This window comes from Wolbachia endosymbiont (group A) of Ischnus inquisitorius, assembly GCF_964026985.1.
Lineage (GTDB): Bacteria > Pseudomonadota > Alphaproteobacteria > Rickettsiales > Anaplasmataceae > Wolbachia > Wolbachia pipientis.
In genome coordinates this window covers 324619-351574 of the sequence record NZ_OZ034715.1, presented here as the reverse complement: position 1 = coordinate 351574, position 26956 = coordinate 324619, and the positions used below count along the sequence as shown (strand labels likewise).

Annotated in this window: 20 protein-coding genes, 1 tRNA gene and 1 pseudogene; 1 reads left to right on the top strand and 21 read right to left on the bottom strand. The window is 35.9% G+C overall.

From position 1 onward, the window contains the following. Window positions 1-6: 6 nt before the first annotated feature. The 13 genes from AAGD90_RS01820 to AAGD90_RS01760 all read right to left on the bottom strand — a co-directional run bounded on the left by AAGD90_RS01820 (window position 7) and on the right by AAGD90_RS01760 (window position 16589). Complete coding sequence (locus AAGD90_RS01820; RefSeq protein ID WP_341822026.1) at window positions 7-8520, bottom strand: DNA-directed RNA polymerase subunit beta/beta'; 8514 nt, start codon at window positions 8518-8520, stop codon at window positions 7-9. A 58-nt stretch (window positions 8521-8578) separates the two neighbouring features. Beyond that, a complete protein-coding gene (gene rplL, locus AAGD90_RS01815; protein WP_007551887.1) occupies window positions 8579-8980 on the bottom strand; it encodes a 50S ribosomal protein L7/L12 in 402 nt (133 codons plus the stop codon). A 26-nt stretch (window positions 8981-9006) separates the two neighbouring features. Continuing rightward, window positions 9007-9525 (bottom strand): 50S ribosomal protein L10, encoded by a 519-nt coding sequence (gene rplJ, locus AAGD90_RS01810; RefSeq protein WP_006279539.1) that lies wholly within the window; start codon window positions 9523-9525, stop codon window positions 9007-9009. A gap of 12 nt (window positions 9526-9537) precedes the next feature. Beyond that, window positions 9538-10191: a 50S ribosomal protein L1 gene (rplA, locus tag AAGD90_RS01805; protein ID WP_065094732.1), complete on the bottom strand. Its 654-nt coding sequence runs from the start codon at window positions 10189-10191 to the stop codon at window positions 9538-9540. A gap of 4 nt (window positions 10192-10195) precedes the next feature. Continuing rightward, window positions 10196-10636, bottom strand: a complete 441-nt coding sequence (locus tag AAGD90_RS01800) for a 50S ribosomal protein L11 (RefSeq protein ID WP_006279541.1) — start codon at window positions 10634-10636, stop codon at window positions 10196-10198. A gap of 2 nt (window positions 10637-10638) precedes the next feature. Then, a complete protein-coding gene (gene nusG, locus AAGD90_RS01795) occupies window positions 10639-11475 on the bottom strand; it encodes a transcription termination/antitermination protein NusG (protein ID WP_070356705.1) in 837 nt (278 codons plus the stop codon). Beyond that, a complete protein-coding gene (secE, locus tag AAGD90_RS01790; protein WP_022626186.1) occupies window positions 11465-11665 on the bottom strand; it encodes a preprotein translocase subunit SecE in 201 nt (66 codons plus the stop codon). Before secE ends, nusG begins: the two co-directional genes overlap by 11 nt. A 19-nt stretch (window positions 11666-11684) precedes the next feature. Further along, window positions 11685-11757 (bottom strand) — tRNA-Trp (locus tag AAGD90_RS01785). A gap of 13 nt (window positions 11758-11770) precedes the next feature. After that, complete coding sequence (tuf, locus tag AAGD90_RS01780; RefSeq protein ID WP_010962309.1) at window positions 11771-12943, bottom strand: elongation factor Tu; 1173 nt, start codon at window positions 12941-12943, stop codon at window positions 11771-11773. A gap of 11 nt (window positions 12944-12954) precedes the next feature. Continuing rightward, window positions 12955-15030 carry an elongation factor G gene (fusA, locus tag AAGD90_RS01775; RefSeq protein WP_341810791.1) on the bottom strand — a complete coding sequence of 692 codons (2076 nt, stop codon included), beginning with the start codon at window positions 15028-15030 and terminating at the stop codon, window positions 12955-12957. A 21-nt stretch (window positions 15031-15051) separates the two neighbouring features. Then, window positions 15052-15531, bottom strand: a complete 480-nt coding sequence (rpsG, locus tag AAGD90_RS01770) for a 30S ribosomal protein S7 (RefSeq protein WP_007549313.1) — start codon at window positions 15529-15531, stop codon at window positions 15052-15054. Between the two features lie 5 nt (window positions 15532-15536). Then, entirely contained in the window at window positions 15537-15911 is a 375-nt protein-coding gene (gene rpsL, locus AAGD90_RS01765) for a 30S ribosomal protein S12 (RefSeq protein WP_006279787.1), read from the bottom strand. A 525-nt stretch (window positions 15912-16436) separates the two neighbouring features. After that, on the bottom strand, window positions 16437-16589 hold the full coding sequence (locus AAGD90_RS01760; protein WP_007549315.1) for a hypothetical protein: 153 nt from the start codon (window positions 16587-16589) through the stop codon (window positions 16437-16439). 434 nt (window positions 16590-17023) lie between these two features. Here AAGD90_RS01760 and prmC point away from each other — a divergent pair, with 434 nt between their 5' ends. Next, window positions 17024-17863, top strand: coding sequence for a peptide chain release factor N(5)-glutamine methyltransferase (gene prmC, locus AAGD90_RS01755; protein WP_341822025.1), 840 nt, complete (start codon window positions 17024-17026; stop codon window positions 17861-17863). A gap of 128 nt (window positions 17864-17991) precedes the next feature. On the opposite strand, the pseudogene AAGD90_RS01750 reads toward prmC, so the two are convergent. The 8 genes and pseudogenes from AAGD90_RS01750 to AAGD90_RS01715 form a co-directional block, all read right to left on the bottom strand. Continuing rightward, a pseudogene (locus AAGD90_RS01750) lies at window positions 17992-18824 on the bottom strand (IS5 family transposase). A gap of 58 nt (window positions 18825-18882) precedes the next feature. Beyond that, the gene (locus AAGD90_RS01745) at window positions 18883-19833 is read right to left on the bottom strand and encodes an IS481 family transposase (RefSeq protein ID WP_341821639.1); all 951 of its coding nucleotides are present in this window, start codon (window positions 19831-19833) and stop codon (window positions 18883-18885) included. 125 nt (window positions 19834-19958) lie between these two features. Then, window positions 19959-20807 (bottom strand): P44/Msp2 family outer membrane protein, encoded by an 849-nt coding sequence (locus AAGD90_RS01740; RefSeq protein ID WP_341822024.1) that lies wholly within the window; start codon window positions 20805-20807, stop codon window positions 19959-19961. A gap of 121 nt (window positions 20808-20928) precedes the next feature. Next, the gene (locus AAGD90_RS01735; protein WP_341822023.1) at window positions 20929-22932 is read right to left on the bottom strand and encodes a type IV secretory system conjugative DNA transfer family protein; all 2004 of its coding nucleotides are present in this window, start codon (window positions 22930-22932) and stop codon (window positions 20929-20931) included. 30 nt (window positions 22933-22962) lie between these two features. Further along, window positions 22963-23955: a P-type DNA transfer ATPase VirB11 gene (virB11, locus tag AAGD90_RS01730; RefSeq protein ID WP_065094644.1), complete on the bottom strand. Its 993-nt coding sequence runs from the start codon at window positions 23953-23955 to the stop codon at window positions 22963-22965. 1 nt (window position 23956) lies between these two features. Continuing rightward, window positions 23957-25417, bottom strand: a complete 1461-nt coding sequence (locus AAGD90_RS01725; protein ID WP_341822022.1) for a TrbI/VirB10 family protein — start codon at window positions 25415-25417, stop codon at window positions 23957-23959. 16 nt (window positions 25418-25433) lie between these two features. Further along, window positions 25434-26234 (bottom strand): P-type conjugative transfer protein VirB9, encoded by an 801-nt coding sequence (gene virB9 / locus AAGD90_RS01720; RefSeq protein ID WP_174515708.1) that lies wholly within the window; start codon window positions 26232-26234, stop codon window positions 25434-25436. Beyond that, a complete protein-coding gene (locus AAGD90_RS01715) occupies window positions 26221-26901 on the bottom strand; it encodes a virB8 family protein (protein WP_151807683.1) in 681 nt (226 codons plus the stop codon). Before AAGD90_RS01715 ends, virB9 begins: the two co-directional genes overlap by 14 nt. Window positions 26902-26956: the final 55 nt, after the last annotated feature.

Here is a 26956-nt window from a genome sequence, read left to right as displayed (position 1 = left end):
CTGTACTCAATTCGACTGATCGTATGCCACTACGCTCTCTTCCTCACCAGAGTGTAAATGACAACCATTATCCATCAACCATTCCTCGTCATAAGTTTCAATATCAAAATATTTTTCATATTTATCCACATTATCACAAAGTGAAAGTGCTCTGATCTTATTCATAATCAAACCTGTACCAGCAGGAATTAATCTTCCTACTATAACATTTTCTTTTAATCCACTTAAAGGATCACTCTTCCCGCAGAATGCTGCTTCTGTAAGTACTTTTGTTGTCTCTTGGAAAGAGGCAGCAGAAATAAAGGAGCTAGTTTCAAGACTTGCCCTAGTAATCCCCTGCAGAATAGGAAGATAATGAGTAGGCCGTTTGCCAGAGTTACTCATAGCATCATTTTCCCTATCAACTTCCAGCTTGTCAATGCTTTCGCCAACCAAGTACATAGTATCACCAGGATCAGTAATTTCCACTTTTTGTAGCATTTGTTTTAAGATCACCTCTAAATGCTTATTGTCTATACGAACACCCTGCAATCTATAAACTTGCTGTATTTCAGAAATCATATAGTGCGCTAAAGCTTCTAACCCAAGCACACGTAAAATATCATGGAGATCAGGGTCACCATCCATCAATAGATCACCTTTACGTACAAAATCACCTTCATTGACTATTACATGCTTACTTCTTGATACCAAATATTCAACTGGAGAAATTTGTTCATCTACAGGTTTAATTAACATACTGCGTTTTCCTCTACGGTCTTTTTCAGAAAACGCTACATAGCCATCTATCTCACTAACAATAGCATGCTCTTTAGGACGACGTGCTTCAAATAACTCTATAACCCTCGGTAAACCACCAGTAATATCACGAGTTTTAACTGACTCTCTTGGTGTTCTTGTAATAACATCACCTGCATGAACCTTCTGGCCATCTTGTACATTGAGCACTGCACCGATCGGTATAAAATAACATGCTTCAACGCCACTTGCGAGTGTCATTACTTTACCATTATCGTCAAGCAGCACAATACGAGGACGTAAATTAGCTCCACCAGAATGCAATTTCCAGTCTTTTACTACTTTTCTTGATATTCCTGTAGATTCATCCATCACTTCAGTGATCGAAATTCCATCTTTTAAGTCCTGATAAGACACTGTACCAGTCTTCTCCGTGATAATAGGCAATGTATAAGGATCCCATTCCGCAACTTTATCGCCAATTTTTACTGACCCACTCTCATCTACATAAAGCTTAGCGCCGTAAGGTACACTGTGCTTCAACTTCTCACTACCAAGGCTATCAATCAACACGACTTCACAGGAACGGCTTATCACAATTTTATTTCCGTTTCTATCTATAATTATATTACTATTGTTTAACTTTATTTTAGCATTAATAGAAGCTATAATATTCGAGGATTCAACGCCTCTAGTCATTACTCCACCTATATGAAAAGTACGCATCGTTAACTGAGTACCTGGCTCTCCAACAGATTGAGCAGCTATAACACCAACTGCTTCACCTATTGAAACAATTTTACCAGTTGCAAGGTCTCTTCCATAACATAAAGAACATACACCAGGACTTATTTCACAAGTTAAAGGCGATCTAATTTTTACAACATCAAGACCTGCAATGCTGATTTGCTTTACTTTATCCTCATCAATTAATTCCCCTGCCTTTACTAATAATTCTTTTGTCACTGGGTTATATATATCATTTGCAGCTGTTCTACCCAGCACAACACTCTCTAGAGATGCAACTATAGTACTTCCTTCAACTGTAGCTCTCACAACAAGACCATTTTTTGTTTTACAGTCATGCTTTGTAACTATGCAATTTTGAGATACATCAACTAAACGACGAGTTAAGTATCCAGAGTTTGCAGTTTTAAGTGCAGTGTCAGCTAAACCTTTACGCGCACCGTGAGTAGAATTAAAGTATTCAAATACGTTCAATCCTTCACGGAAATTAGAAATTATAGGTGTTTCTATAATCTCACCAGAAGGTTTGGTCATGAGCCCTCGCATTCCTGCTAGCTGTTTCATCTGTGAAGTAGAACCCCTTGCACCAGAGTTAACCATCATATACACTGAGTTGTACTTACTATTTCCATCATATATAGATATTGCTTTTAACATATCATTAGCTATCATATCCGTACACTTAGACCATTCATCTATAACCTTGTTATACCTCTCACTTCTAGTTATTAGCCCATCTTGATATTGCATAGAGAATTTCTTAATTTCACCCCTCGCGTGATCAACATGTGTAGCTTTAGTTTCAGGTATAACCATATCACAACGACCAAAAGAGACACCAGAAAATGTGGCATACTCAAAGCCAAGTACCATTAATTTATCAGAAAATGCCACTGTAGCACTTTGACCACAGTTACGATATACCAAATCAACTATACCAGTTATTTCCTTGACTGTTAATATCTGATTTATTAGATCGAAGCCTAGATTCTCATGCTTAGGAAAAATTTGCCATAATATTAAACGGCCAGGAGTTGTACAAACAGTTTTATAGTGAGTTTCACCGCTGCTATTAATATACTCCATCCTATACTTTATACTAGAATGAATATGTAAAGTACCATCACTCAAGGAATGCTCAACTTCACAAAAAGCACCAAAAGATGGTAAATTATCTTCCTTAGGTTCTTGTAAAGTCAGATAATATATACCAAGTACTATATCTTTACTAGGAACTATAATCGGTCTGCCATTAGAAGGACTTAAAACGTTATTAGTGGACATCATCAACACCCTAGCTTCAAGCTGAGCTTCCAATGAAATTGGCACATGCACTGCCATTTGATCACCATCAAAATCAGCATTAAACGCCGTACAGACAAGCGGATGAAGCTGTATTGCTTTGCCTTCAATAAGGATTGGCTCAAAAGCCTGAATACCAAGTCTATGTAGCGTAGGCGCTCTATTCAACAAAACAGGATGCTCTTTTATTACCTCTTCAAGCATATCCCAAACTTCTGGTTTTTCTGCTCTTATCAACTTACTAGCAAACTTAATAGTTGGAGCCATACCATACATCTTAAGCTTTGAGTAAACAAAAGGTTTGAATAGTTCAAGAGCCATTCTTTTTGGTAATCCACACTGATTTAGTTTCAAAGTTGGACCAACAACTATTACAGAACGTCCAGAGTAGTCTACCCTTTTTCCTAAGAGGTTCTGGCGAAAACGACCCTGTTTTCCTTTTAACATATCACTAATGGACTTTTTATATCCAACAGCACCAGCTTTATTTACCAAAGTATTACGACGACTATTATCAAAAAGAGAATCAACTGCTTCTTGTAACATCCTTTTTTCATTACGAATCATAATCTCAGGAGGATTTAAGCTCAACAATTTCCTCAACCTGTTATTTCTATTAATAATAGTCCTATAATGATGATTCAGATCAGAAACTGCAGGACGACCACTCTCAAGCGATACCAAAGGACGCAAATCAGGTGGTAAAATAGGTATAGTTGTAAGTATCATCCACTCAGGCCTATTTCCAGATTTAATGAAGTTTTCAACAATACGCAATCTCTTTATAATTTTCTTTCTTCTTATCTCAGAAGCAACAGATTCTAATTCTAGTCTTAAATCCTTCCTAATTTCATGTAAATCAAGGCGCGTTAGCAACTCTCTTATAGCTTCAACACCTTGCATAGCTACAAAACTATCGATCCCATAGCTATCTTTAGCTTCATTATAAGCTTTTTCACTAATAATCTCACCTTTTTCAAAAGGCGAAACAAGAGGATCTATTACGATATAATTATCGCTATATAAAATATTCTCAATATCTCTGAGAGACATATCCAATAATGCTCCAATTCTTGAAGGAAGCGATTTCAAAAACCATATATGAGCAACAGGAGATGCAAGCTCTATATGACCCATCCTTTCTCTTCTTACTTTAGAAGATGTAACTTCTACTCCGCATTTTTCGCATATGCGACCTCTGTGTCTTCTTTTTTTGTATTTTCCACATAAACATTCATCGTCATTGACAGGGCCAAAAACCTTAGGGCAAAATAATCCACCTTTCTCAACTTTGAACGTACGATAATTTGCAGTTGAAACATCTTCTATCTCACCACAAGATATACGCTTAATACTTTTAGGGCTAGCAATCGATATGCTAACCTCATTAAAAGGTTGTGCAATGTTAGTGTGAGATATATCTTCAATCACTACATCATTTTGCTTTAAATCTACATTTAAACATAAAGAACGTAGTTCTTTTATCATCACATTAAAGGATTCAGGAATTCCACATTCAAAATTACTGTCACCTTTTATTATCGATTCATAAATCTTAACTCTACCATTAATATCATCAGACTTCACAGTTAACATTTCCTGCAAAGTATAAGCAGCACCATAGGCTTGTAATGCCCAACATTCCATTTCACCAAAACGCTGACCACCAAAATGAGATTTTCCTCCAAGAGGTTGTTGAGTAACCAAACTATAAGGCCCTACTGAACGCGCATGAATTTTACCATCAACCAAGTGGTGCAACTTAAGCATGTACATGTAACCAACTGTAACCTTGCGGTCGAATTTTTCACCACTGCAACCGTCATATAATACAGCTTGTCCAGAGTTATCTAAACCAGCAAGTTCAAATAATTTTGCTATTTGTTCATCTTTTGGACCCTCAAATACAGGTGCAGCAACAGGAACGCCATCACGTAATTTGCGTGCAAATTCAATGAGATTATTATCACTAATATTACGAATATCATTACAGATAGATACGTTACTGCCATAGCTATAAACCTCAATCAGGAAGTTACGTAAATTGCTGTATGAACTTTTACAAGAGTTCAAATAGTTCTCTACTAACTCATTCAACTCGTCATTTAGTGCATTCTTATTAGGTGTATTTAAAACAGAAGCCGTTATTTCATCATCATCAATATTTTCAATTTTTTTATTATCAAGGTATGCTACTGCAAATTGTGTAAAATTATCATCGTTAAGGGACCTAATTCCCTTGCAAAAAGCACTTTTGATCTTATTGATCTCATCGAGAATATTACTTACCTTTTCCCCTAATTTTCTACAAGCCCAACCTACATGCGTTTCCAGTATTTGCCCTACATTCATTCGTGAAGGAACACCAAGAGGGTTAAGAATAATATCAACAGGAGTACCATCTTCCAAATAAGGCATATCTTCCACTGGCACAACTCGAGAAATCACACCTTTATTTCCATGTCTACCAGCCATTTTATCCCCTGGTTGCAGACTATGTTTCACAGCAATGAAAACTTTTACTGACATCGACACACCTTGAGGCAGGTCATAACCTTCATGTAATTTTTCTACTTTTCGCTTAAACTGTGCTATTGCATGTGATACTTTTTCATCAAAATCTTTTTTTAAGCTCTTAACTTGCTCAGAAATGGATTGGTTTTTTAATCCTATACCCCACCATTGCTCACGTTCAATAGAGTCAAATTTTTCTCGATCTTGAGAACCAGAATTAATAAGAAGTTTCTTCAGTTCATCATAGAAATATTCACTAGTAACATTGATTATATAATCTCGCTCTTCCTCAAAGTCATTTATCTCTTTTTGTTTGATGAGTAATGCCCTTTCATTTTCTTCAACCCCCCTGCGTGTAAAGACTTGTACATCAATTACTGTCCCTTCAACATCTGGAGATGTATATAAAGAGGAATCCGCACAATCGAATGACTTTTCACCAAAAATTGTCATTAATAACTTCGTTTCAGGAGGCAATGAAAGAGAAGGTTTAGGTGTAACTTTACCTACCAGAATATAGCCTGGACCAACTCTTGTACCAATTTTCACTATACCACTATCATCCAAGTGATATAGATTTTCTTCATTAACACCAGGTATAGCACGAGTTATTTTTTCTGATCCTAAAGGGGTATCATGTACAACACAGTCAAATTCTTCTATATGAATAGAAGTAAAGAGATCTTTTTTAACAACTTCACTAGAAATAATAATAGAGTCTTCAAAATTATAACCTTGCCAAGACATAAAAGCGACTAGCAAATTTTTACCAAGCGCCAACTCACCACTGTTAATTGCAGGACCATCAGCTATTACATCACCCTTTTTAACATAATCACCTACGCACACTAGCGGTCTTTGATTAATACAAGTATTATGGTTAGAACGCTGAAATTTCCTTAGATGATAAATATCTACGTCCAAGTAGTTAACCCTTTCTTTATCAAAAGCACGTATAACTATAGAGTTACTATCAGAACTATCAACTATGCCATCGCGTTTTGCTAAAACTACAGCACCAGAGCCAGAAGCTACAAAAGACTCCATACCAGTAGCAACCAGAGGAGCGGTAGGCTTCAATAAAGGTACGGCCTGACGTTGCATATTTGAGCCCATTAATGCTCTATTAGCATCATCATTTTCTAAAAATGGAATCAAGGAAGCTGCAACTGATATTACCTGCTTAGGAGATACGTCAATGTAACTAACTTGGTCGCTACTTACCATGACGAAGCTACCAGCATATCTACAGTATAGCATGTCATCAACAAAGCAATTATTTTCATCAAGCTTTACGCTAGTGTCAGCTATATGATGTGAGCCTTCGTCTATAGCAGAAAGATACTCAATTTGATCAGTAACAACCCTATTGACTACTTTTCTATAAGGGCTTTCAATGAAACCATATTTATTAATACGCGCGTATATAGCTAAGCTGTTGATTAACCCTATATTTTGCCCTTCAGGAGTCTCAATAGGGCAAATTCTTCCATAATGAGTTGGATGAACATCACGCACCTCAAATCCTGCCCGTTCTCTTGTTAAACCGCCAGGACCTAACGCGGATAACCTTCTTTTATGTGTTATTTCAGATAACGGATTAGTCTGATCCATAAATTGAGATAATTGAGAAGAATTGAAGAAATCTCTTAAGACATTAGTTAACACTTTTGGATTAATAAAATCAGATGGAGAAACTTTATCTAAACTAGAAGTGGACATAGAATCAACTATTGCGCGTTCCAATTTCAACAACCCAGTTCTAAATTGATTTTCTATAAACTCTCCAACTGATCTTACTCTTCTGTTTCCTAAATGATCAATATCATCTACAGATCCTTGACCGTCACGTAACAATACTATTTTTTTCACAATTTCAATAATATCTTCATGCGTTAAAACAGTTAAATCCTCATCATAATTTAATCCAAGGTAAGAGTTAAGCTTCAACCTACCAATGTTAGACAAATCATAATATTCCGGACTGAAGAAAAGATTACGGAAAAACTCTTCTACTATCTCTAAAACAGGAACTTCACCAGGACGCAAAACTCTATATATTTCATATAGTGCATCCTGATAAGACATGTTTTCATCTAAGAAAAGCGTATTTAATATATAAGGTCCAACAAACAAATTATCTATGTTCAACACTGATATTTCATCTACAGATAATAACTCAAGCTTCTTTATGTCTTCCAGCTTTATAGATTCACCAGCAGATAAAATTTTCGTAGAGCTAGCACTATCCATTAAATCTTCTGCGAGGAATAAACCACATATAGAATTAAAAGGAACCAGATACTCTTTCAATTCATTATCATATAGCTTTTTAGCTAGTCTTGAGGTAATACGAACGTTAGCTTTAAGCAGCACATTACCTTCAATATCCATTAAGTCGAAAGGCAGCCTCACTCCTTTAAATTTATCAGGAACAAAAGGCACTTTCCAACCATCTTTATGTTTTACATACTTTATTTTCTCATAAAATCTATCGAGTATATCATTATTTGATAGACCCAACGCCTTTAATAAAACTGAAATTGGCAATTTTCTTTTTCTATCAACACGAAAATACAAATGGTCTTTAACATCAAATTCAATATCAAGCCAAGAACCCCTATAAGGAATAATTCTAGCAGAATAGATCAATTTACCAGAATTGTAAGTTTTTCCCTTATCGCTATCAAAAAATACACCAGGAGACCTATGCATTTGTGAGACGATAACTTTTTCCACACCATTAATGATGAAAGTGCCCTTATCAGTCATCATAGGCAACCCACAAAAGTGGACTTTCTGCTCTTCTATAGATTTTACAACGGTTGCAAGTTTAGAATGATCTCCACTCTCTTTAATCGATTTATATTCATCAAGAGAAATACCATCCTGCATAACAACAAGACGTATAGAAGCAATAACCTGAGCAGAAAAAGTTACGCCACGCTTTATACACTCAGATTCATCATACTTAGGATCATCTACCCTACAACTTATAAACTCAATAGTAGCCCTACGCAAAGGATCATTTATTGGAAAGATTGTACGAAAGATAACTTCAAGTCTTTCATTACCCTTATTCTTAGGAGTAAAAGAATCATATGATTCTTTTTGAACCTTAACCAAATCCAATAAAGAATCTTTTAAATCAATCGACCTAGAATAAGAAACTCTAGGAACAAAAGCACTAGAAGCGTACATATAAGAAGAATCAACCATTAAAATACCCCAAACTAATTAAAAGAGCTATATCAATATAAAATTAATACATTAAATATTATTCAAGCTCCACTTTAGTTGCTCCTGCTTCAATAAGTTTTTGCTTGATTTTTTCTGCTTCGTCTTTAGGAACATTAGCAGTCAAATCTTTAGGTAAAGATTCAACCAACTCTTTTGCTTCTTTTAAACCCAATGTAGAATTAACCTCTCTCACAGCTTTAATAACTCCTATTTTTTTACTCGCATCAATTTCTTTAATCACAACTTTATACTCAGCTTTTTCTTGAGCAGCAGGAGCAGCAGCATTATCACCAATAGGCGCCCCAGCACCAACAGCTCCACCAAGAAAAGAACCAGCAGGCAACCCTATTTTCTCTTCTAAAACTTTTACAAGTTCAGAAGCCTCTAATAGGTTTAAAGATAATATTTTATCAACCAAATCACTTGTTACATTACTCATAATTACCACCTTACTTAACAACAAATTTATTTTTTAGAACTATAATAATCCAAAACTCTCATAAGCCTCATAGAAGATGAATTAATAGACAACGCTAACCGAGCAGGAATATCATAAGATATTAAACGCATAATTTTAACACGCAATTCATCCAGAGAAGGCAACTTAGCCAGTTTATTAACATCTTCCACTGTTAACAATTCATTTAAATGAGCTGCGCAAATCACAGACATTTTTTCTTTGTTAGCATTAGTAAAATCAACTATTAATTTTGCAGCTTCTACTATGCCACTAGAGTATATAATAGCAACAGGACCGGAAAATTTGCCTGATAAATAAGAGAATTTACCAGTCCTTTCCAAAGCCAAGCGCGCTAGAGTGTTTTTAACTACTAATACCCCACCTGCTATAGACTTCAGACTATTCCTCAGAGTTAATGAATCATTAGCATTTATAGATTTAAAATTTACTAATATCAAGAAATCATTATTTACAAATACGTTTATTGTGCTCTGTATAAATTCATCCTTATCTTTACGCTTCACGGTATCACTCCCTTAAATTATATCTTCCACTTTGCCTATCTTATAAGCTTTACCCATAGTTGAATTTAAAAAAACACCCTTAAAGTAAATTCCTTTCGCAGAAATAGGTTTATTATCTTTAATTACTTTAAGAAAGGCTTTTAAATTTTCTAGCAAGTCATCAATATCAAATTTAATATTTCCTAATTTACCATGAATAACACCATTTTTATCTGTTCTAAATTTTACCTGACCAGACTTAATGGTTTTAATAGCTTCTGCAATGTTAGAAGTCACAGTACCAAATTTAGGGTTAGGCATCAGCCCTTTAGCACCCAATACTTTTGCAATAGGAGTGATTTTTGCCATAAAATCAGGAGTAGTAATGCACCAATCAACATCTAACTTTCTACCTTTTTTTATTTCTTCAACTAAATCCTCTCCTCCTGCAATATCAGCACCAGCTTTTTCAGCTTCTAATAAATGTTTATCTTGAGCGAAAACAGCTACTTTAATATTCTTCCCGATACCTTTAGGCAAAACTACTGTACCACGCACCTGCTCTTCAGATTTACGTGAATCTACGCCTAAATTGACCGCAATATCAACTGATTCATTAAATTTTGCTGAAGCAGACTCAACAATCTTCTTCAAACACTGCTTAGGATTATCATTATATGTATTCATTTACCTAACCTTCCACAACTTCTATACCCATAGATTTTGCAGTGCCTACAACCATTTTCACTGCTGAATCTTCATTATCCACTTTCATATCAACCATCTTGCACTTTGCTACTTTAATTATAGCAGACATAGGTAATTTAGCCACTAATTCTTTACCAGGATTACCAGAACTTTTACTTAATTTAGCCTCCTGCTTAAGTAAATAAGCCACAGGCGGACCGCTGACAGTAAAATCATGAGAGCGATCATCCTTTATGGAAATTCGCACTGTTACTAAATCGCCTACTTTATAATTAGCGTTAGCAGCACTAGTAACTTTATTAAAAGCTTCACAAAACTTAGGAACAGGTATACCACGTGGACCAAGTACTGAAGCAATTTTCGGTCCTGGAACTGCTTTCCCAGCTTCCATAAGTAAGTTAATCTTAGCAACTATAACACTCATAATTAATCCTCTATTTTCTCTACTTGAGCCAGATCAAGCTCTATTATTGTCGGCTTACCTAAAATCGATACTTCCACATTAATAATTTTTTTCTCATCGTTTACCATATTTACCTTACCAGTAAAATTTTGAAAAAGACCATCATTAATTTTCACTTTTTCACCTTTTTCATAACCATAACCTAACTTCTTTGTCTCTTGAGCATTATAAAGTGCATTACACATTGAGTGAATCTCATCATCCAAAATCACCTTTGGAATATTACCGTTTTTCAAAAATCCATAAACCTTAAGAGATTTTGGTATATTATTGATAAAATTCAATACTTCATCGCATAAATTCACGTATAAAAAGACATAACCAGGAAAGCATTTCCTTCGTGTAGCAATTTTCTTAGATTTCAACTCTACTTCACTTAGCTCTTCATATGGAATAAAAACTTCCTTAAAGTAATCATTAACACCCAATCTCATAGAATTTTCCAATATATGTTGGCGCACTTTCTCTTCACAATTGGAAGCAACTCTCAAGATATACCATTTATATCTATTAAATTCTTTACACTTTAAACTTATCTCATCATCTGAAATCATCTCAAAATCACCAGATTCGCCACTGCAGAATCCAGGCGTTTGATTCAAAATATTTTTGCTTTCATCACACAGATGCATATATACATACACTTCACATAATTCTTTTATATCAGACTTTGAATTACATACCGTTTGATAAGGAATAAACACTTCCTTAAAATAAACAGCATTACTTACCAATTCGCGTATGTTTTGCTCATATCCATAATCAACTTTAATGATATACCATTTATATTCACATTCCATAAATAATTCCAAATAAAGCCTTAATTACGTAAAGAGACATAAAATCCACAAAACAGAAGAAAATCGAAAAGCATAATATAACAATCATTACAACAAATAGAGATGACAACACCTCCTGTTTCTTTACCCAAGCAATTCTTCGTATTTCTTGCTTTATATCACAGAAAAAACCACACAAACTTTTTAACATTTCCACCACAACATTAATGCAGGAGCGATAGGAATTGAACCTACAACCTCTGGTTTTGGAGACCAGCGCTCTACCAATTGAGCTACACTCCTATAACTCAAACTCTCACTCCAAAATTTCAGAAACAACACCAGAACCAACAGTTCTACCGCCTTCTCTTATCGCAAAACGCAATCCCTTATCCATTGCTATCGGTACTTGCAATTCTACTTCTACACTCACATTATCTCCTGGCATTACCATCTCCTTCCCATCTAGCAATTTTATGCTCCCAGTTACATCCGTTGTCCTTAAATAAAACTGTGGCTGGTAATTCGCAAAAAATGGTGTATGCCTTCCTCCTTCCTCTTTCTTTAATATATAAACCTCCGCCTTAAACTTTCTATGCGGTGTTATCGTCCCCGGTTTCGCTAATACTTGCCCTCTCTCCACTTCTTCTCTTTTTGTTCCTCTTAACAATATTCCTACATTGAGTCCTGCACTTCCCTTATCCAGCAACTTCTTAAACATCTCAACACCTGTGCATATCGTCTTTTGCGTCGCTTTCAGACCTATTATCTCTATCTCTTCTCCCGTCTTTATCTCTCCCTTCTCTATTCTTCCTGTTACCACTGTTCCTCGCCCCGATATCGAAAATACATCTTCGATTGGCAATAAAAATGGTAAATCCACAGGCCTTGGTGGAACCGCTACATATTCATCTAACTTTTCCATCAATTTATCTATTGATTTCTTTCCATATTCGCTGCTGTCATCCTCCAGCGCCTTGAGCGCTGAACCAACCACCACAGGCACTTCATCCCCTGGAAATCCGTATTTACTCAGTAATTCCCTCACTTCCATTTCTACTAAATCTATCATATCAGCATCAGCAACATCAGCTTTATTTATATACACCACGATATATCCAACACCTACCTGCTTCGCCAGCAATATATGCTCTCTCGTTTGTGGCATTGGCCCATCAACCCCCGACACTACCAATATCGCCGCATCCATCTGTGCTGCACCTACTATCATGTTCTTTACATAGTCAGCGTGTCCAGGACAATCAACGTGTGCATAATGCCTTTTTTCCGTCTGATACTCAACATGCGCTGTTGCTATCGTTATCCCCCTCTTCCTTTCTTCTGGCGCTTTATCTATCTGATCGTACGCTACAAAATTTCCATAATGCTTCGTTATCGCCGCTGTTAACGTCGTCTTCCCATGATCCACATGTCCTATTGTTCCCACATTTACATGCGGCTTTCCAAATGCTTCCACTACTGCTGTCATAATTATTACCCTTAATTATACTCTAACTTTAACTCATCAACCACATATTGTGGCACTTGCTCATAACAAGAAAAATGCATACTATACTGCGCCCTTCCCTGAGACATAGAACGCAAAACGTTGATATAACCAAACATATTTGCAAGAGGTACCGAAGCAGTAATTATTTTACTATTATTACCTAAATCGAGCATATCAGCAACATTTCCTCTTCTACTATTTATATCACCCATAACATCACCCATATATTCTTCAGGAGTAATGATTTCAACTTTCATTATAGGCTCCAGCATTTTTGGACCAGCTTTATTTGCCATCTCTTTAAAAGCACCTTTAGCAGCAAGTTCAAAAGCTAAAGGACTAGAATCAACCTCATGAAAAGCACCATCAAGAAGGGTAGCCTTAAAATCAATCAACGGAAATCCCGAAATTATACCACCTTCTTTTATCAACTCCAAGCCATTTTCTACCCCAGGAATATACTCTTTTGGAATAGCACCACCTACAATTTTACTTTCAAATTGAAACCCAGAACCAGGCTCAAGAGGTTCAAATTTTATTTTAACCTTAGCAAACTGACCAGCTCCACCAGATTGTTTTTTATGAGTGTAATCAATTTCAACAGATTTAGTGATAGTTTCACGATATGCAACCTGAGGAGCACCGACGTTAGCCTCAACGTTAAATTCGCGCTTCATTCTATCAACAATAATCTCAAGATGGAGCTCACCCATGCCTTTCAATATAGTCTGGCCACTTTCCGCATTTACTGACATTCTCAAAGAAGGATCTTCTGCAACCAACCTATTTAGAGCAATACCTAATTTTTCCTGATCTGAAGTGGTTTTAGGTTCCACAGCAATTTCAATAACAGGCTCAGGAAATTCCATACGCTCCAATAATATAGGAAAATCAACAGAACATAAAGTATCTCCGGTGGTTGTTTTCTTTAGCCCAACTAAAGCAACTATATCTCCAGCCCTAGCCTCAGTTATATCTTCTCGGTTATTTGCATGCATAAGTAACATTCTGCCAATCCCTTCAGTTTCGTTTTTTAACGCATTTGAAACGGTAGATTTAGACTTTAATTTACCAGAATAAATACGGATAAACGTCAAGCTGCCTACAAATTTATCCGTCATCACTTTAAATGCAAGAGCAACAAATTTCTCTTTTTCTGAAGGTTTGACCTCAATTTTCTTTTCTGAATCTTTAGGATCAATTCCAACAATTACATCAACATCAATAGGAGAAGGTAAAAAGTCAACCACACCATCTAAAAGTGGTTGTACGCCTTTATTTTTAAAAGCTGATCCACATAACACAGGAACAAATTTTCCTTTAATGGTCCCATTTCTCACGCATTTTTTCAGTAAATCCACTGGCAGATCATTAGACTCAAAGTAAGTATTCATCGCTTCATCATCCATCTCAGCTGCAGCATCTAATAAAAGATTTCGATATTCTTGAGCCTTATCAAGCAAATCAGAAGGAATATCTTCATAAGAAAATTTAGCGCCCAACGTTTCTTCTTGCCATATAATGGCTTTCATAGAAATAAGGTCAATTATACCTTTGAAATCTTTCTCACTCCCTATTGGTAAATGAATAACTAAAGGTGCTGCACCAAGCTTCGTCTTTATCATATCAACACATCGATAAAAATTTGCCCCTATTCTATCCATCTTATTAACAAAGCAGATACGAGGAACGCTATATTTATCAGCTTGACGCCACACTGTCTCAGATTGAGGTTCAACTCCAGCAACTCCATCAAATACAGCAACTGCACCATCCAAAACCCTTAAAGATCTCTCAACTTCAATAGTGAAATCAACGTGACCAGGAGTGTCTATTATATTGACCCTATGATCATTCCAAAAACATGTTGTTGCAGCAGATGTGATTGTAATACCACGCTCTTTTTCCTGCTCCATCCAATCCATAGAAGCTGCACCATCGTGCACTTCACCAATTCTATTTTGCTTACCAGTATAAAATAAAATACGCTCTGTTGTGGTAGTCTTACCAGCATCTATGTGAGCCATTATCCCTATATTTCTGTATTTAGATATTCGAATTTCCATATCACAATTAATTAGCTAACATTAAAAACGAAGATGAGAAAATGCCTTATTAGCTTCAGCCATTTTATATTTTTCTTCGCACATCTTAAACGCACCACCGCGTTTATTATAAGCATCCAGTATTTCAGATTGCAAACAATCAACAGTGGTTTTTCCACTCTTTTTTCGAGCAGCAGAAGTTGCTTTAGCAATCCACCTTAACGCTAAAGAAACCGCTCTATCTTGTCGAACTTCAACAGGTACTTGATAAGTTGCACCACCAATGCGTCGAGAACGCACTTCTATAGAAGGAGTAACATTTCCTACTGCTGTCTCAAAAATTGATAACCCACCTTCGCCTATTTTCTTTTCAGCTAAAGACAAAGCGTCATAGATAATCTTTTCTGCAGTAGATTTTTTACCACATTTCATGATTGTATTAATGAAACGCATCAGCAAAACACTGCCGTAACGCGAATCAGGACTTATTTCTCTTTTTTTTGCTTTATTCCGACGAGCCATAAACTTTAACCAGATTTCTTTACACCATATTTTGAACGAGCTTTCTTTCGATTTTGCACACCACGCAGATCAAGAGCACCTCTTATTATGTGATAACGCACACCTGGCAAATCTTTAACCCGCCCACCACGTATCAAAACAACAGAGTGTTCTTGTAAATTATGACCTTCACCAGGTATATAAGCCGTCACTTCACCATACCCACTAATTTTTACTCTGGCTACTTTACGGAGTGCTGAGTTAGGCTTTCTAGGAGTTGTAGTATACACCTTAGTGCAAACACCTCTCCTTTGAGGGTTGCTTTCTCCCAAAGCTGGTACCTTTTTCTTATGGGTCAATCCTAATCTACCCTTACGTATTAATTGATTTATCGTAGGCATATGTTATAAACTCAAGCTCATTAAAATAACTAAGTTTTTAGTTATAAAATAATAAACCTCAATAGTCAATATAAAAATAAACATTACTACTCTAATAATTAAGCTCAACTGCCTTGAAAGCCATCAGTAGACTTCTTGCACTACCTCCCAAGCCACAACTGTCATTCAGTAGAAACGAAAAAACTTACTTGACACCCTTCGCCAGCCCCATTATCATGGTACTGAAGGTATTCATTTATCTTCAATCTGTGCAGATTAAATGACAACAGTATTACGTGATTGGCGTCTTATTTTTAATTTTTTGCACTATGCGCACTTTACTTCTTCACAACATTTCTGGGTTTTTACCTATATAAGCTGAAACGCGCTTATAAAGCGTTTAAGACAGTATAGTACGCCAATTTGCAGGATTAGAGAGTGACAACTAGCTAATACGGGATATCTTTTGCCTTTTTTTTGCTTAGTAAATTTCTTAAACATTTAAACTAAGGTGAGTTGCATTTAAAAGCAGCTAAATTGCAGTGTTTAAGACTTAAAAAACGCCAATACTGAAAATAGACAATGACTAGGGCTTCTTTTGCCTTTTTTTTGCTTGGTAAATTTCTTAATATTTATGGCAACATGAACTGGGCAGGAAGGTGTCATTCCAGTGCTTGACACTGGAATCCAGTTTTCCATATAATCTCATCGAAAATGTTGTAACCACTTTCTGTGCTAGTTTGCTTGCTTACAAGCAAACTTTTCTGGATCCCAGTGTCTGGGCACTGGGATGACAGGGGAGGGAGGCTACTTGGATGACACCATTCTTTTTCCTGGATCCAAGTAGTCAGGGCACTGGGATGACAGGAGAAGGTACTAGGATGACACCCTGACCTCGTCGTCCCGCTACGTGTTAGCGGAATCTAGAGATACCGTGACGGTATGACGTAAAGCTCGCATTAGCTATACTTTTATGCTCACCAACTTAGCTGGATCCAAGTAGTCAAGCTACTTGGATCTGCAAATTGCAATGTTCGTACAGCTGCGTGCTTGACACTGGGATTTAGTGCAGCTACCCTAAACTGGAAGCTCATCTTGCTATTTTTGGCTGAAAGAAACATATTTTTAGAATAATGAAAACAATCAGCACTTTAATTCAAGAAGGATCGGAGTTATTATCGTCACATAAAGTTGAATCACAACATTTAGATTGTGAAATCATCATGCAGCACGTACTTGGAGTGGAAAGATCATTTATAATTGTGAACCATGCTGATCAAGTGCCGATGGAGAAAGAACTTTTATTTTGGAAATTAACAAAAAAAAGAGCGGAAAGATATCCAATATCGCAAATAATAGGTAATCGTGAATTCTGGAGTAAAAATTTTATAGTTAACCAGCATGTTTTAGATCCAAGGCCAGATAGTGAAACAATAATCCTAGCAGTGTTAAAATATTACCCAAACAAAAAACAGAAACTAAAAATTGCAGATTTTGGTACAGGCACAGGTTGTTTATTGATATCCGCACTTAGTGAGTATGAATATGCTGTTGGCGTCGGTTTTGAAAAAAGCTTGGAAGCATATAAAGTTGCCTATCAGAACACAAAAAAACATGATCTTCTCAGCAGAGCCAAAATATTTCCAAGTTCGTGGACAGAGTGCAGAGGTTCATTCGATCTTATAATCAGTAATCCTCCATATATTAAAAGAAGCAAATTGAAAGACTTGCAAGCTGAAGTGCAAAAGGAACCAAGAATTGCCCTTGATGGTGGTATTGATGGTTTGAGCTGTTACTTGAGCATTTTTCCAATATTAAGGAGGTGCCTTAAAAAAAATGGGTTTGCGATATTGGAGATAGGTGAAGATCAAAGCAATATTGACAAAATAATCCCCTCATACGAATTAGCTTTTCAGGAATATGTATACGACTTAGCGGGAATGAAGAGATGCATTGTTATGCAAAAAACATAGCTAATGTTTTCTTGTATTATCTCCTTCATCCCATATTATCCTATGTCATTCCAGTACCCTCTACCTCGTCATCCAAGTAGCGTGACTACTTGGATCTATATTTAGAGGTTGTCGGGAAACTAGTAAATTCAAGCATATTCCCTCTTTAACATAACCCTACTCATAGCTAGGTATATGAAATTCTCAGTGGATGTTGTGAGTAAATCATACTCCTTCGATAGCCTTCTATTCCTATTAACCCAAGCAAAAGTCCTTTCTACAACCCATCTTCTTGGCTGTACTTTAAACCCTTGTTCTCTTGTTGGTAGTAGCTCAGGTGGCGTATCTTTGTGCGCCCAAAATCTACATGGAGGCCTTTTAACAATTTCAATATCTATGTCATATTCTTCCTTTATGTGATTCTTTAAATTTCTTCCTTGGTATCCCATGTCAGCCCACATTTTTTTAACTTTAGTATATTTTGTTCTCATATTGTTTAATGCTATTTTAATACCATCTCTATCATTTTCGTTAGCAGCGCCTACGTAACAACCTAGTATAAAACCCTGAGTGTCTGTAATTATATGCCTTTTTCTACCCTTTACTTTTTTACTTCCATCATAGCCTTTGATCCCCCCTTTTCTGTAGTCTTTACAGATTGACTATCTACTATACAGGCACTCGGCTGCTCATTCCTTCCTATTTTTCTTCTACTATATTTTGTAATTTCATAATTCATTTTCTCAAAAATTCCCTGCTTCTTCCATTGCCTGAACTGCTCATACACAGTCTTCCATAGCGGAAAATCATTTGGTAAATACCGCCATTGACACCCTGTACGCAATACATAGAAAATTGCTTCTAATATTTCTTTTTTGCTATACTTTTGCGGCCTTCCTCCTTTCTTGTATGATACTCTGAAGTGTTTTTCTATTCTTGCCCATTCCCTTTCGCTTAGATCTGTTGGATACTTTTTTCTCATCTTTACCCCGTACTAAAATTTCAGATATTATAGCCTTTTACTTGTTTCCGGACAACCTCTAACTGTATGGTCCCAGAGTGTGATGGTGTGGATTTAGTATAAATAATTCTGGAGACTGTGTCCACTGATAACATATAAATTCATAAGGAGTAAGACCCTTAAGAGTTTTGAGTCTCTTTGCATAATTATAAGCCATAACAAAGTTATAAAGGTGTTCTTTAAGTTGCTGGTGCGATTGATAGTAATACTTCTTAACTGTAGCATCCTTTAAAGTTTTATTCATACGCTCGACTTGCCCATTCGTCCAAGGATGGCTAACTTTTGTCAAACGATGTTCAATAACATTCTCTTCGCAAACTCTATCAAATATATGTTGGAAAGCATACTTATGACGCTTCTGGTTTGTAAATTGTATACCGTTATCTGTCAAAATAGTATGGATTTTATACGGTAAAATTCTAATCAAATTACGTAAGAACTCAGCAGCTATGGGTTTTGTAGCACTGTTACACAACTCAACATAGGTAAATTTGGATGTCCTATCAATAGCAACAAACAAATGTAATTTGCCCTCCTCAGTTCTAACTTCAGCAATATCAATATGAAAGTAACCGATAGGATATTGTTTGAATTTCTTTTTTGACTTAACTTCTCCATCAACAGTTGGTAATCTGCTAATGTTGTGTCTTTGTAAACAACGATGCAAGCTAGAGCGAGTCAAATGCGGAATTGTAGACTGCAGAGCGTAAAGGCAATCATCTAGTGGCAGTAGTGTATACTTGCGAAATGTAACTATTATAGCTTCCTCTTCTAGCGTTAAAACAGTTGATCTTGGATGCTTTGGACCCATATCAGCATCTTTCGTAAATGAACGTTTTCTCCACTTAATAATAGTTTTTGGATTAAGGTTATAATGCTTGGAGAGTTTTGCTATGCTCTCTTTTCTATTTTGTATTGCTCTACGAATCGTCTGTGTTGTTTTGGCGCACCCATGTAATATCTGTCCCATAATGACTCCTTAAATGATGATGATAGTATACCATCACTCTCTGGGACCATACATCTAACTAGATCCTATGGTCAAGCCATAGGATGACAGGAACGGTTTTATGCATTTTTTAAAGGGCAACATGTTTAAGCTTTGCTGGCAAAATGGAAAGTAAGACCAGCCTCTATACCGTGTGTGTGAAATAGTTGATTATCTATATTTATTTCCTCAGTTACTTTGCTACCTGAGCTAGGATCAAGCTTCTTTTTTTTATCATTATTAGGGTCGTCTACCACTTGTCCTAACCTTTTTGCTGTAAGCTTAATATCGCTACCAATAGCACCAAAACCTCTATATCCGATATGCATATTTACATCTTCGTTTATGCGATAGTCAAAGCCAGCTTTTAATTGACCTGCGGGTCTTATTGACGGTTTTTCAAACATCGTCATTCTTGTTGCACCGATCCCAATACCAACGTAAGGAGAAAAAGAGAAACGGTCACTTTTCCAATGATGATAAACATTTGCCATTACAGATATGTTCTCAATTTGGCCATGACTAACTGCAGCACTATAGAGATAAGTTTCTTTATCAGGATCCTCACCAGTCTCCTTTAGGTATGAAACAGTTATTTGGCTACTTGTTAAACCAATATTATCCACTTTTACAGAAGAATACATCCCTTCCAATTCAGCCCTATAGCTGTTGTTACCCAATTCCCCTGTGTAACCAAATGCCACATTTGCAGCAAAAGGTGGATTATAATCTCCTTTATACTCACTTAGTGACTGACCTTCTGTGTTCTGAGCACCCCTGTCATTTATAGACAAATTTTTGATACCTGTAGTGCTTGTTTTTAGTACGCTTGTGTTATTTAAATATTGACCGTAATACCCACTACCAAAGTAAAACCCTTCTGTTTCACTTGCAAAAGATTGTTGTGACAACAATAAAGCAAATGCTGTAACCGCTAATGTTTTTTTACTAATCATTACTACTCCCCTAGTTAAAATAGCTAATCTAATACTAATTAATTAAAAATGGCTTAATATGAAAAACCTAATTATTTGCATAACTTGCACTTTTCTGAGCTAAAAATAGGCAAAGTTAACCTTACTTCTCGTCATTTTTTAATTTATCCTCATCTTCAAATTCATCCTCCTCTTCTTCGTCATCAAACCCATCATCGCTCCTATCCTCATCTTTCTCGTCATCATCTTCAAACTTATCGTCGATATCTTCATCATCAATATCTTCGTCTGCAAATTCATCTGATTCATCATATACTGCATCTTCGGTTTTAGTTTCAGCAGGATAATCAACTGAATTAGGTCCCTCAAGAACATTATTCCCCTCGTTATTAACCTTATCTTTGCTCGCAGCGGCAGAAAGAACTTTGTTTGGGTCATATGGTTCTTGTGTAGGCACACGAGTTTGTTTGAGCAGCCTTCTTGTGAAGGTGGTATCACTGTAATACAAAATTTTCTTTGATTTAATTGGGTAAGTCGACTCTATTAAAATTATCTGATCGTCACGTGGCAACATAATAACTTCTTGAGGCAATAGCAATGCTCTCTGTATTTCAGAGATATGTAATGACCTTGAAGCAGGATTTAAATCTAAAAATTTAGGCTTATTCAACGATTCTTGTTGTACAGTTTTGTTTCCTATAAGTTGCGATATTAAATTAGCTGTTTCAATATTATTGGCTGCAAAAGTTATTCTGTAAGTCGAGTTTGACAAAAAGGAGTTCATCCCTGCTTCTTCGTATATTCCTTTGAGCTGCTCAGTATCTTGAACAATTAAGAATAACCTAACTCGATAACCACGAAAATATGCAATACCTGTTTGAAATTGCTCCATTTTTCCAAGTGTAGGAAACTCATCCATTAAAAACAATACGCCATAAGGCTCGTCATCCGATGGCAATTTTCTACATAAAAACTCAGTTGCCTGTTGGTAAAAAACCTGCATTAAAGGCCTGAGCCTAGTCAAGTTGTCAGGAGTTAAACCAACATAAACTGTAATTTTCTTCTTTTTAAAATCTAGAATATTAAAATCACTTGACGCAGTTGCAGTATCAATCAATGGGTTTGCCCACAATTCAAGTGATGAGTTCATGGTTGATACAACACCTGACCTTTCTTTATCAGCTTTTTGTAAAAAAGCTGCAATATTCATATATGCTACAGGGTGTAGTATTTTACCCATTGTATCAAGAGCAACAGCAAGATTATAAACCACGTCATCACTACGCATCGTACGCACAACTTCACCAAAAGATTTAACTTTCTCTGGTGCAGCAAGTAAGTATAATACCACTCCAACAAATAAGCTTCTTGCTTCATTCTGCCAAAATTCTTGTTCAGGCATGATTAGGTTAGCTATTTTCTGCACATCGTCAACCATCTGCCCAGGTTTTTCACTAATCCATTGTAATGGATTGTAACAGTGACTTATTCCATCTGGCTGCGCTGGATTCCATACGTATACTTTTTGTCCTTGTCGTTCTCGCCAACCACTTGTTATTTCATAGTTTTCTAATTTTATGTCGTGTACAATTACCGAGTCAGTCCAAAATAATAAATTAGGAATTACAAAGCCAACACCCTTACCAGAACCTGTAGGTGCAAATAACAATGCATGCTGAAACCCATCAGAAATGAAGTATCCTCTTTTATCTTTACCAAGCAATAATCCCTTTTTGCTTCTTAATCCTGCTTTTCGTATGTCTTTCTCTGATGCCCACTGCGAATCTCCATGAAGTGATTCCTTCTTTTTAAATGGTCGCCACTCAATTATCCTTTCTCTTAAATTCCATAAGATAATCATTAAAACAATGATAGGCAGTGCAGAAGATATAATTAATGTGATTTTGAGCTCAAGGCTATATAACTCTGGATGATGCCAACAATATTGTATATGATCAAAAATCGTTGGCCAAAGAGCTTGAGGGAAAGGCGTCAAACTAGGATTAATTGCCTTAAAATCCACAGCATCCGGACCATCAGCAAACAGAACAAACAATATACCAGATAGATAGAAGCAAAACTCAAGTACGCTAAAAGCTACTACACCTCCTATGAGAATATTACGTAGGTGATTTCCATTACTCATAAACTACTCTTCCTTAACTTATGTATAAATTTAAGCATTTTCGCTCGCAGATCTAGTAAATAATATCTCAGAGATGCTTCTTTTGCCCCCACCGGTTCTTTTTAGCTGAATAACAATATCAATCACATTTCTAATGTATGGTATAATTTGGTCTGGAGGAATGCCAAGATTTGCCTGCATAACCATCAATTTTATTTGCTCAAGGGCCATTGTTGGACTATCTGCATGAAGGGTTGATATTGATCCAGGGTGACCAGTATTTATCGCCCTGAGAAAACTAAAAGCTTCCGCTCCACGGAGCTCACCAACTATTATTCTGTCTGGCCTTAAACGTAAGCACGCTTCTATCAAATCTTGAGTGGTTACTTTTGCTCTGCCCTGCCCTCCTTTAGAGGCAATTAGATGGACTTTATTGGGATGATCGTTCAAAACGATTTCCCTTGCATCCTCAACAGTAATAATTCTTTCCTCAGCTGGAATAGCACGCAAAGTAGCATTAGTAAAAGTAGTCTTACCAGTGGAAGTTCCACCACTAATTATAATATTTTTCTTACTTATTACAGCGTATTCTAAAAACTCTTTTATTTTTTTTTGCCTTAACAATAAATCCAAATGACGGTCAACTGGATTATCAGTTGCTTCTGTAACAGTTTCAGAAAAAGCCCCCATTTTTTCGTAATCATCGAGTGCTAACTGCATGCTAGAAGGCTTACGAATCGACATGACTACTTTATCAGGTTCACATGCTGGCGGAAATACTATCTGTATACGATAACCATTTGGTAATGTTGCCGAAAGTAACGGCGCTTCTTCGCTAAGTTTTTGTTCTGTAGCTTGAGCAATCAGTCTGCCAAGAGATTTCAAATGGTTAAGATCGAATACTTCTAATTTTTCACACCTTATTTCACCGCGATTTTCAATCCATACTTCCTTTGGCTTATTTATTGATATTTCATTTACGCCTTCTTCTTGAAATATGCCTTGTAATGGCTCCAAATATGTATCAAGTGCAGCATAGTTCATTTCATTGATTTAATATTGCCTGTGGAGGAAATACTATATCTTGGTTAACAAATACTTTCAATGCAGTGCCTTGATCAACATAAATAGTTGGTTTTTTATCTGTATATCTGCCCACTACATCCCGCATATCTTTAGAAAAATCCTCGATTGATTTCCCGATTGCTTCATCATAAACAGACTTGCTTTTTCTTTGAATTTGTTCTAACAGTTGATTTACAATTTCCAGGCTTATATTTACCTTGTCTTCTTCAATTCCTAGTGCTTTTGCTATTTCCTCTTTCATTATTTTTAGTAAATCTTGTCTGCTTTTGGCACTCCGAATTCTTCCGATAGCCCCAAGGCCTAATTTCCATTTGTCACTAGATATCTTCTTTTCTGGGTCAATAATGAGTTGGAGAGAAGAAAAATCTATTTCGGTTGCAGTGATAGACTTTACTGCATCTCTGACAGTCAGCGTATCAACAAGATTAGAAGCCTTTTGCCCTATAACAGCAGAACCAATCGAAACACCAGCAAGTGTCACTGAAGAGAATAACGCACTTACTATTTTGTTATCAACTATTCCTGCTATTCCTGCTCTACCAAGCTCGTCAGTACTAAGTGATGAGATTGCAATATCTATTCCATGTGGCAGAATCACTCTATTCCAGTTTATATTTACACGAGATTTAGCAACATTCGAGTCAAATGAATAACTGCCTATCAATCTTGAGCCTTTAGGTATTAAAACTGTATCACCAGTTTCTGCATAAACATCTCTACTCACCATAGCACGCAGCATTCCTTGCAGATCAGAGTTTATTGCAGTTTCAAGAACAGCATCAATAATTTTACCTTGAGTAATCATTAAACCAAGCTTTCCTACTCTGGTAGCTTTGCTCGATTGTGCTGAAGTGTCGGATAAAATAGCATCAGCAGCCTTGTTCTCTCCACTACCACCTGAAATTGTCAACATCTGTGCACTACGTCTGTCTCTAGGATAACCGCCACCCCCTATTGTAGGAAACGAGGTAGGTAAATTGCCCATAACATTACTAGAAGGAAAATTTTGCTTTGGCAAAATAGGTATATTTGACACAGGAGTTTCTTTTGGTTTCTCTTCTTCTTTTTTCATCACTTCTTCTTTTCTAATTTGTTTTATTTCTGGTATGATTAGTGGTGTAGGAAGAGGAGGTAAGGGTGGTAAGGGATCAGTTATTATTCTTTCAGGAACCATTACATTATCTGGAACTTGTTCCAACTTTCCTTTCAATTCTTGAACGTTTTGCTTTGTTTCCTCTTTTTTAATAACTTCTGAACCCTCTTTAGGAGAAGGACTAAAATAGAGATAATACACTCCACCAGCCAGAAGCACTAAAATAATGACCATCAATGCCCTATGACCTTGATTAGAGCCAACTGTTACTACCTTATTCTCTATTTCTGATTCATCTTCTGAATTGTTACGCCTTTCTTTATTCATATTGCATGTACCACAGCTAAAGTGACCTATTTATAATTTCAACTTCACCATCTTCATAACGCATAAATAGCTTTTTATGTACTCCTTTTATTATAACATAATCATCAAATAACAGCCTTTTACAAGGTTTATCCTCCCCTTCTACAAAAACCTGAGGTATTTTATTATTATTTCTAAATTTTAAATAGGTTAAATAACCATCATCAAATAACTCGATCGGAACTATATCCGCATTACCACCTTCATCAATATATGTATAATTGTACTTCGTATCATTTTCTTGTATTATTTTTTCTAGCTTGTCTGTAGTATATTGCATTTGAGTAGGTAAAGAAACCTCATCTAAATCAACATCAAATTCACCTTCTTCTTGAGGATAATAAAAACGTACTACGTAAGATATATCCTTTTCAGCAGAATAATCGTGATCTACTTTCTTAGCATCAGTATCCGGGTATTTATCGTAGTTTGGCCTTGAGATTAAATCAAAAATGTAATTTCTTTTTTTAGTTGTCGTAATAATCATGTTAGTGCGACTACTAACTTCAAATGGCATGATAAGCAATTTATTGTCATAAGGATTAATTTTCCAACTTGATGCATCACCAACAGCGATATTTTTAACTTTTTCTCCTTCCGCAAATTCAATATAAGAATAGTAACCCTGACTAAAAACCACCGTAAATACTTCATTAGGGCTATACACAAAAGTCTTTATTCTACTATCTATAGAAATAGGCTCATTATAATTAATGGATGCGTTTAAATTGCCACTTACAAGTAAAGCTAAAACTAATAATATCCTATACATATTCATCATCTACTCTATATGAAATAACTTGAAATCCTAATGGGTTAATATATCTTTGCTGATCATCCATTTCAAGCGATGCATATCTATATGACATAATAACTATCTTATTTTTTCTCGTAGAACTTCCATCTTTCCGTGTAAATTCCACAAAAAATCTCACCTGAAGAGCATCGTTACCCAACTTTTGAATTGAGCGAATTTTAAATTCACTTTTGGTATCTGAATATAAATTAAAAAGATCATCCATATTCTGCGATCCTACATAATTTCTAAATTCATTATACACATTAGGTGAGGAAAACAACCTCACCTTTGTATAATAGTTATAATTATAATGATATGGATCAAAAACCTCCCTTGCTTTTATATACTCTGAAATAAAATAATCGTTTAGCGCTTCATCTGCAGAATACTGTTTTACTGTGACAGGATCAACCAATTGCACTATTCCTGATTTCTTGTCAATTTCTATAACAAATGGCTCAATAGTGCTACTTGTGCTAATTTTAAATATGACTAATATGCTGATAGAGATCGTTGCTAATAATATTAATGCAAATAAAAGTAGAATATTCCTTTGAGCAATAACTGTGCTGTAGCGGTTTGAATTCCAATTTATATCCTTATCTAAGGATTCAGTATTTTTTTCTCGCTTAAAAAATCTTAGCATTTTAGTATTCCTAAAAATCTTAACTTATGTTAATAAACATAGCAAATTAACAAAG

What these genes read in the sequence shown, in the direction of transcription:
- AAGD90_RS01820 (WP_341822026.1), bottom strand. Translation starts at nt 8,520, where the DNA reads ATGGTTGATTCTTCTTATATGTACGCTTCTAGTGCTTTTGTTCCTAGA.
- rplL (WP_007551887.1), bottom strand. Translation starts at nt 8,980, where the DNA reads ATGAGTAATGTAACAAGTGATTTGGTTGATAAAATATTATCTTTAAAC.
- rplA (WP_065094732.1), bottom strand. Translation starts at nt 10,191, where the DNA reads ATGAATACATATAATGATAATCCTAAGCAGTGTTTGAAGAAGATTGTT.
- AAGD90_RS01800 (WP_006279541.1), bottom strand. Translation starts at nt 10,636, where the DNA reads ATGAGTGTTATAGTTGCTAAGATTAACTTACTTATGGAAGCTGGGAAA.
- nusG (WP_070356705.1), bottom strand. Translation starts at nt 11,475, where the DNA reads ATGGAATGTGAATATAAATGGTATATCATTAAAGTTGATTATGGATAT.
- secE (WP_022626186.1), bottom strand. Translation starts at nt 11,665, where the DNA reads ATGTTAAAAAGTTTGTGTGGTTTTTTCTGTGATATAAAGCAAGAAATA.
- tuf (WP_010962309.1), bottom strand. Translation starts at nt 12,943, where the DNA reads ATGACAGCAGTAGTGGAAGCATTTGGAAAGCCGCATGTAAATGTGGGA.
- fusA (WP_341810791.1), bottom strand. Translation starts at nt 15,030, where the DNA reads ATGGAAATTCGAATATCTAAATACAGAAATATAGGGATAATGGCTCAC.
- rpsG (WP_007549313.1), bottom strand. Translation starts at nt 15,531, where the DNA reads ATGGCTCGTCGGAATAAAGCAAAAAAAAGAGAAATAAGTCCTGATTCG.
- rpsL (WP_006279787.1), bottom strand. Translation starts at nt 15,911, where the DNA reads ATGCCTACGATAAATCAATTAATACGTAAGGGTAGATTAGGATTGACC.
- AAGD90_RS01760 (WP_007549315.1), bottom strand. Translation starts at nt 16,589, where the DNA reads ATGGAAAACTGGATTCCAGTGTCAAGCACTGGAATGACACCTTCCTGC.
- prmC (WP_341822025.1), top strand. Translation starts at nt 17,024, where the DNA reads ATGAAAACAATCAGCACTTTAATTCAAGAAGGATCGGAGTTATTATCG.
- AAGD90_RS01745 (WP_341821639.1), bottom strand. Translation starts at nt 19,833, where the DNA reads ATGGGACAGATATTACATGGGTGCGCCAAAACAACACAGACGATTCGT.
- AAGD90_RS01740 (WP_341822024.1), bottom strand. Translation starts at nt 20,807, where the DNA reads ATGATTAGTAAAAAAACATTAGCGGTTACAGCATTTGCTTTATTGTTG.
- AAGD90_RS01735 (WP_341822023.1), bottom strand. Translation starts at nt 22,932, where the DNA reads ATGAGTAATGGAAATCACCTACGTAATATTCTCATAGGAGGTGTAGTA.
- virB11 (WP_065094644.1), bottom strand. Translation starts at nt 23,955, where the DNA reads ATGAACTATGCTGCACTTGATACATATTTGGAGCCATTACAAGGCATA.
- AAGD90_RS01725 (WP_341822022.1), bottom strand. Translation starts at nt 25,417, where the DNA reads ATGAATAAAGAAAGGCGTAACAATTCAGAAGATGAATCAGAAATAGAG.
- virB9 (WP_174515708.1), bottom strand. Translation starts at nt 26,234, where the DNA reads ATGAATATGTATAGGATATTATTAGTTTTAGCTTTACTTGTAAGTGGC.
- AAGD90_RS01715 (WP_151807683.1), bottom strand. Translation starts at nt 26,901, where the DNA reads ATGCTAAGATTTTTTAAGCGAGAAAAAAATACTGAATCCTTAGATAAG.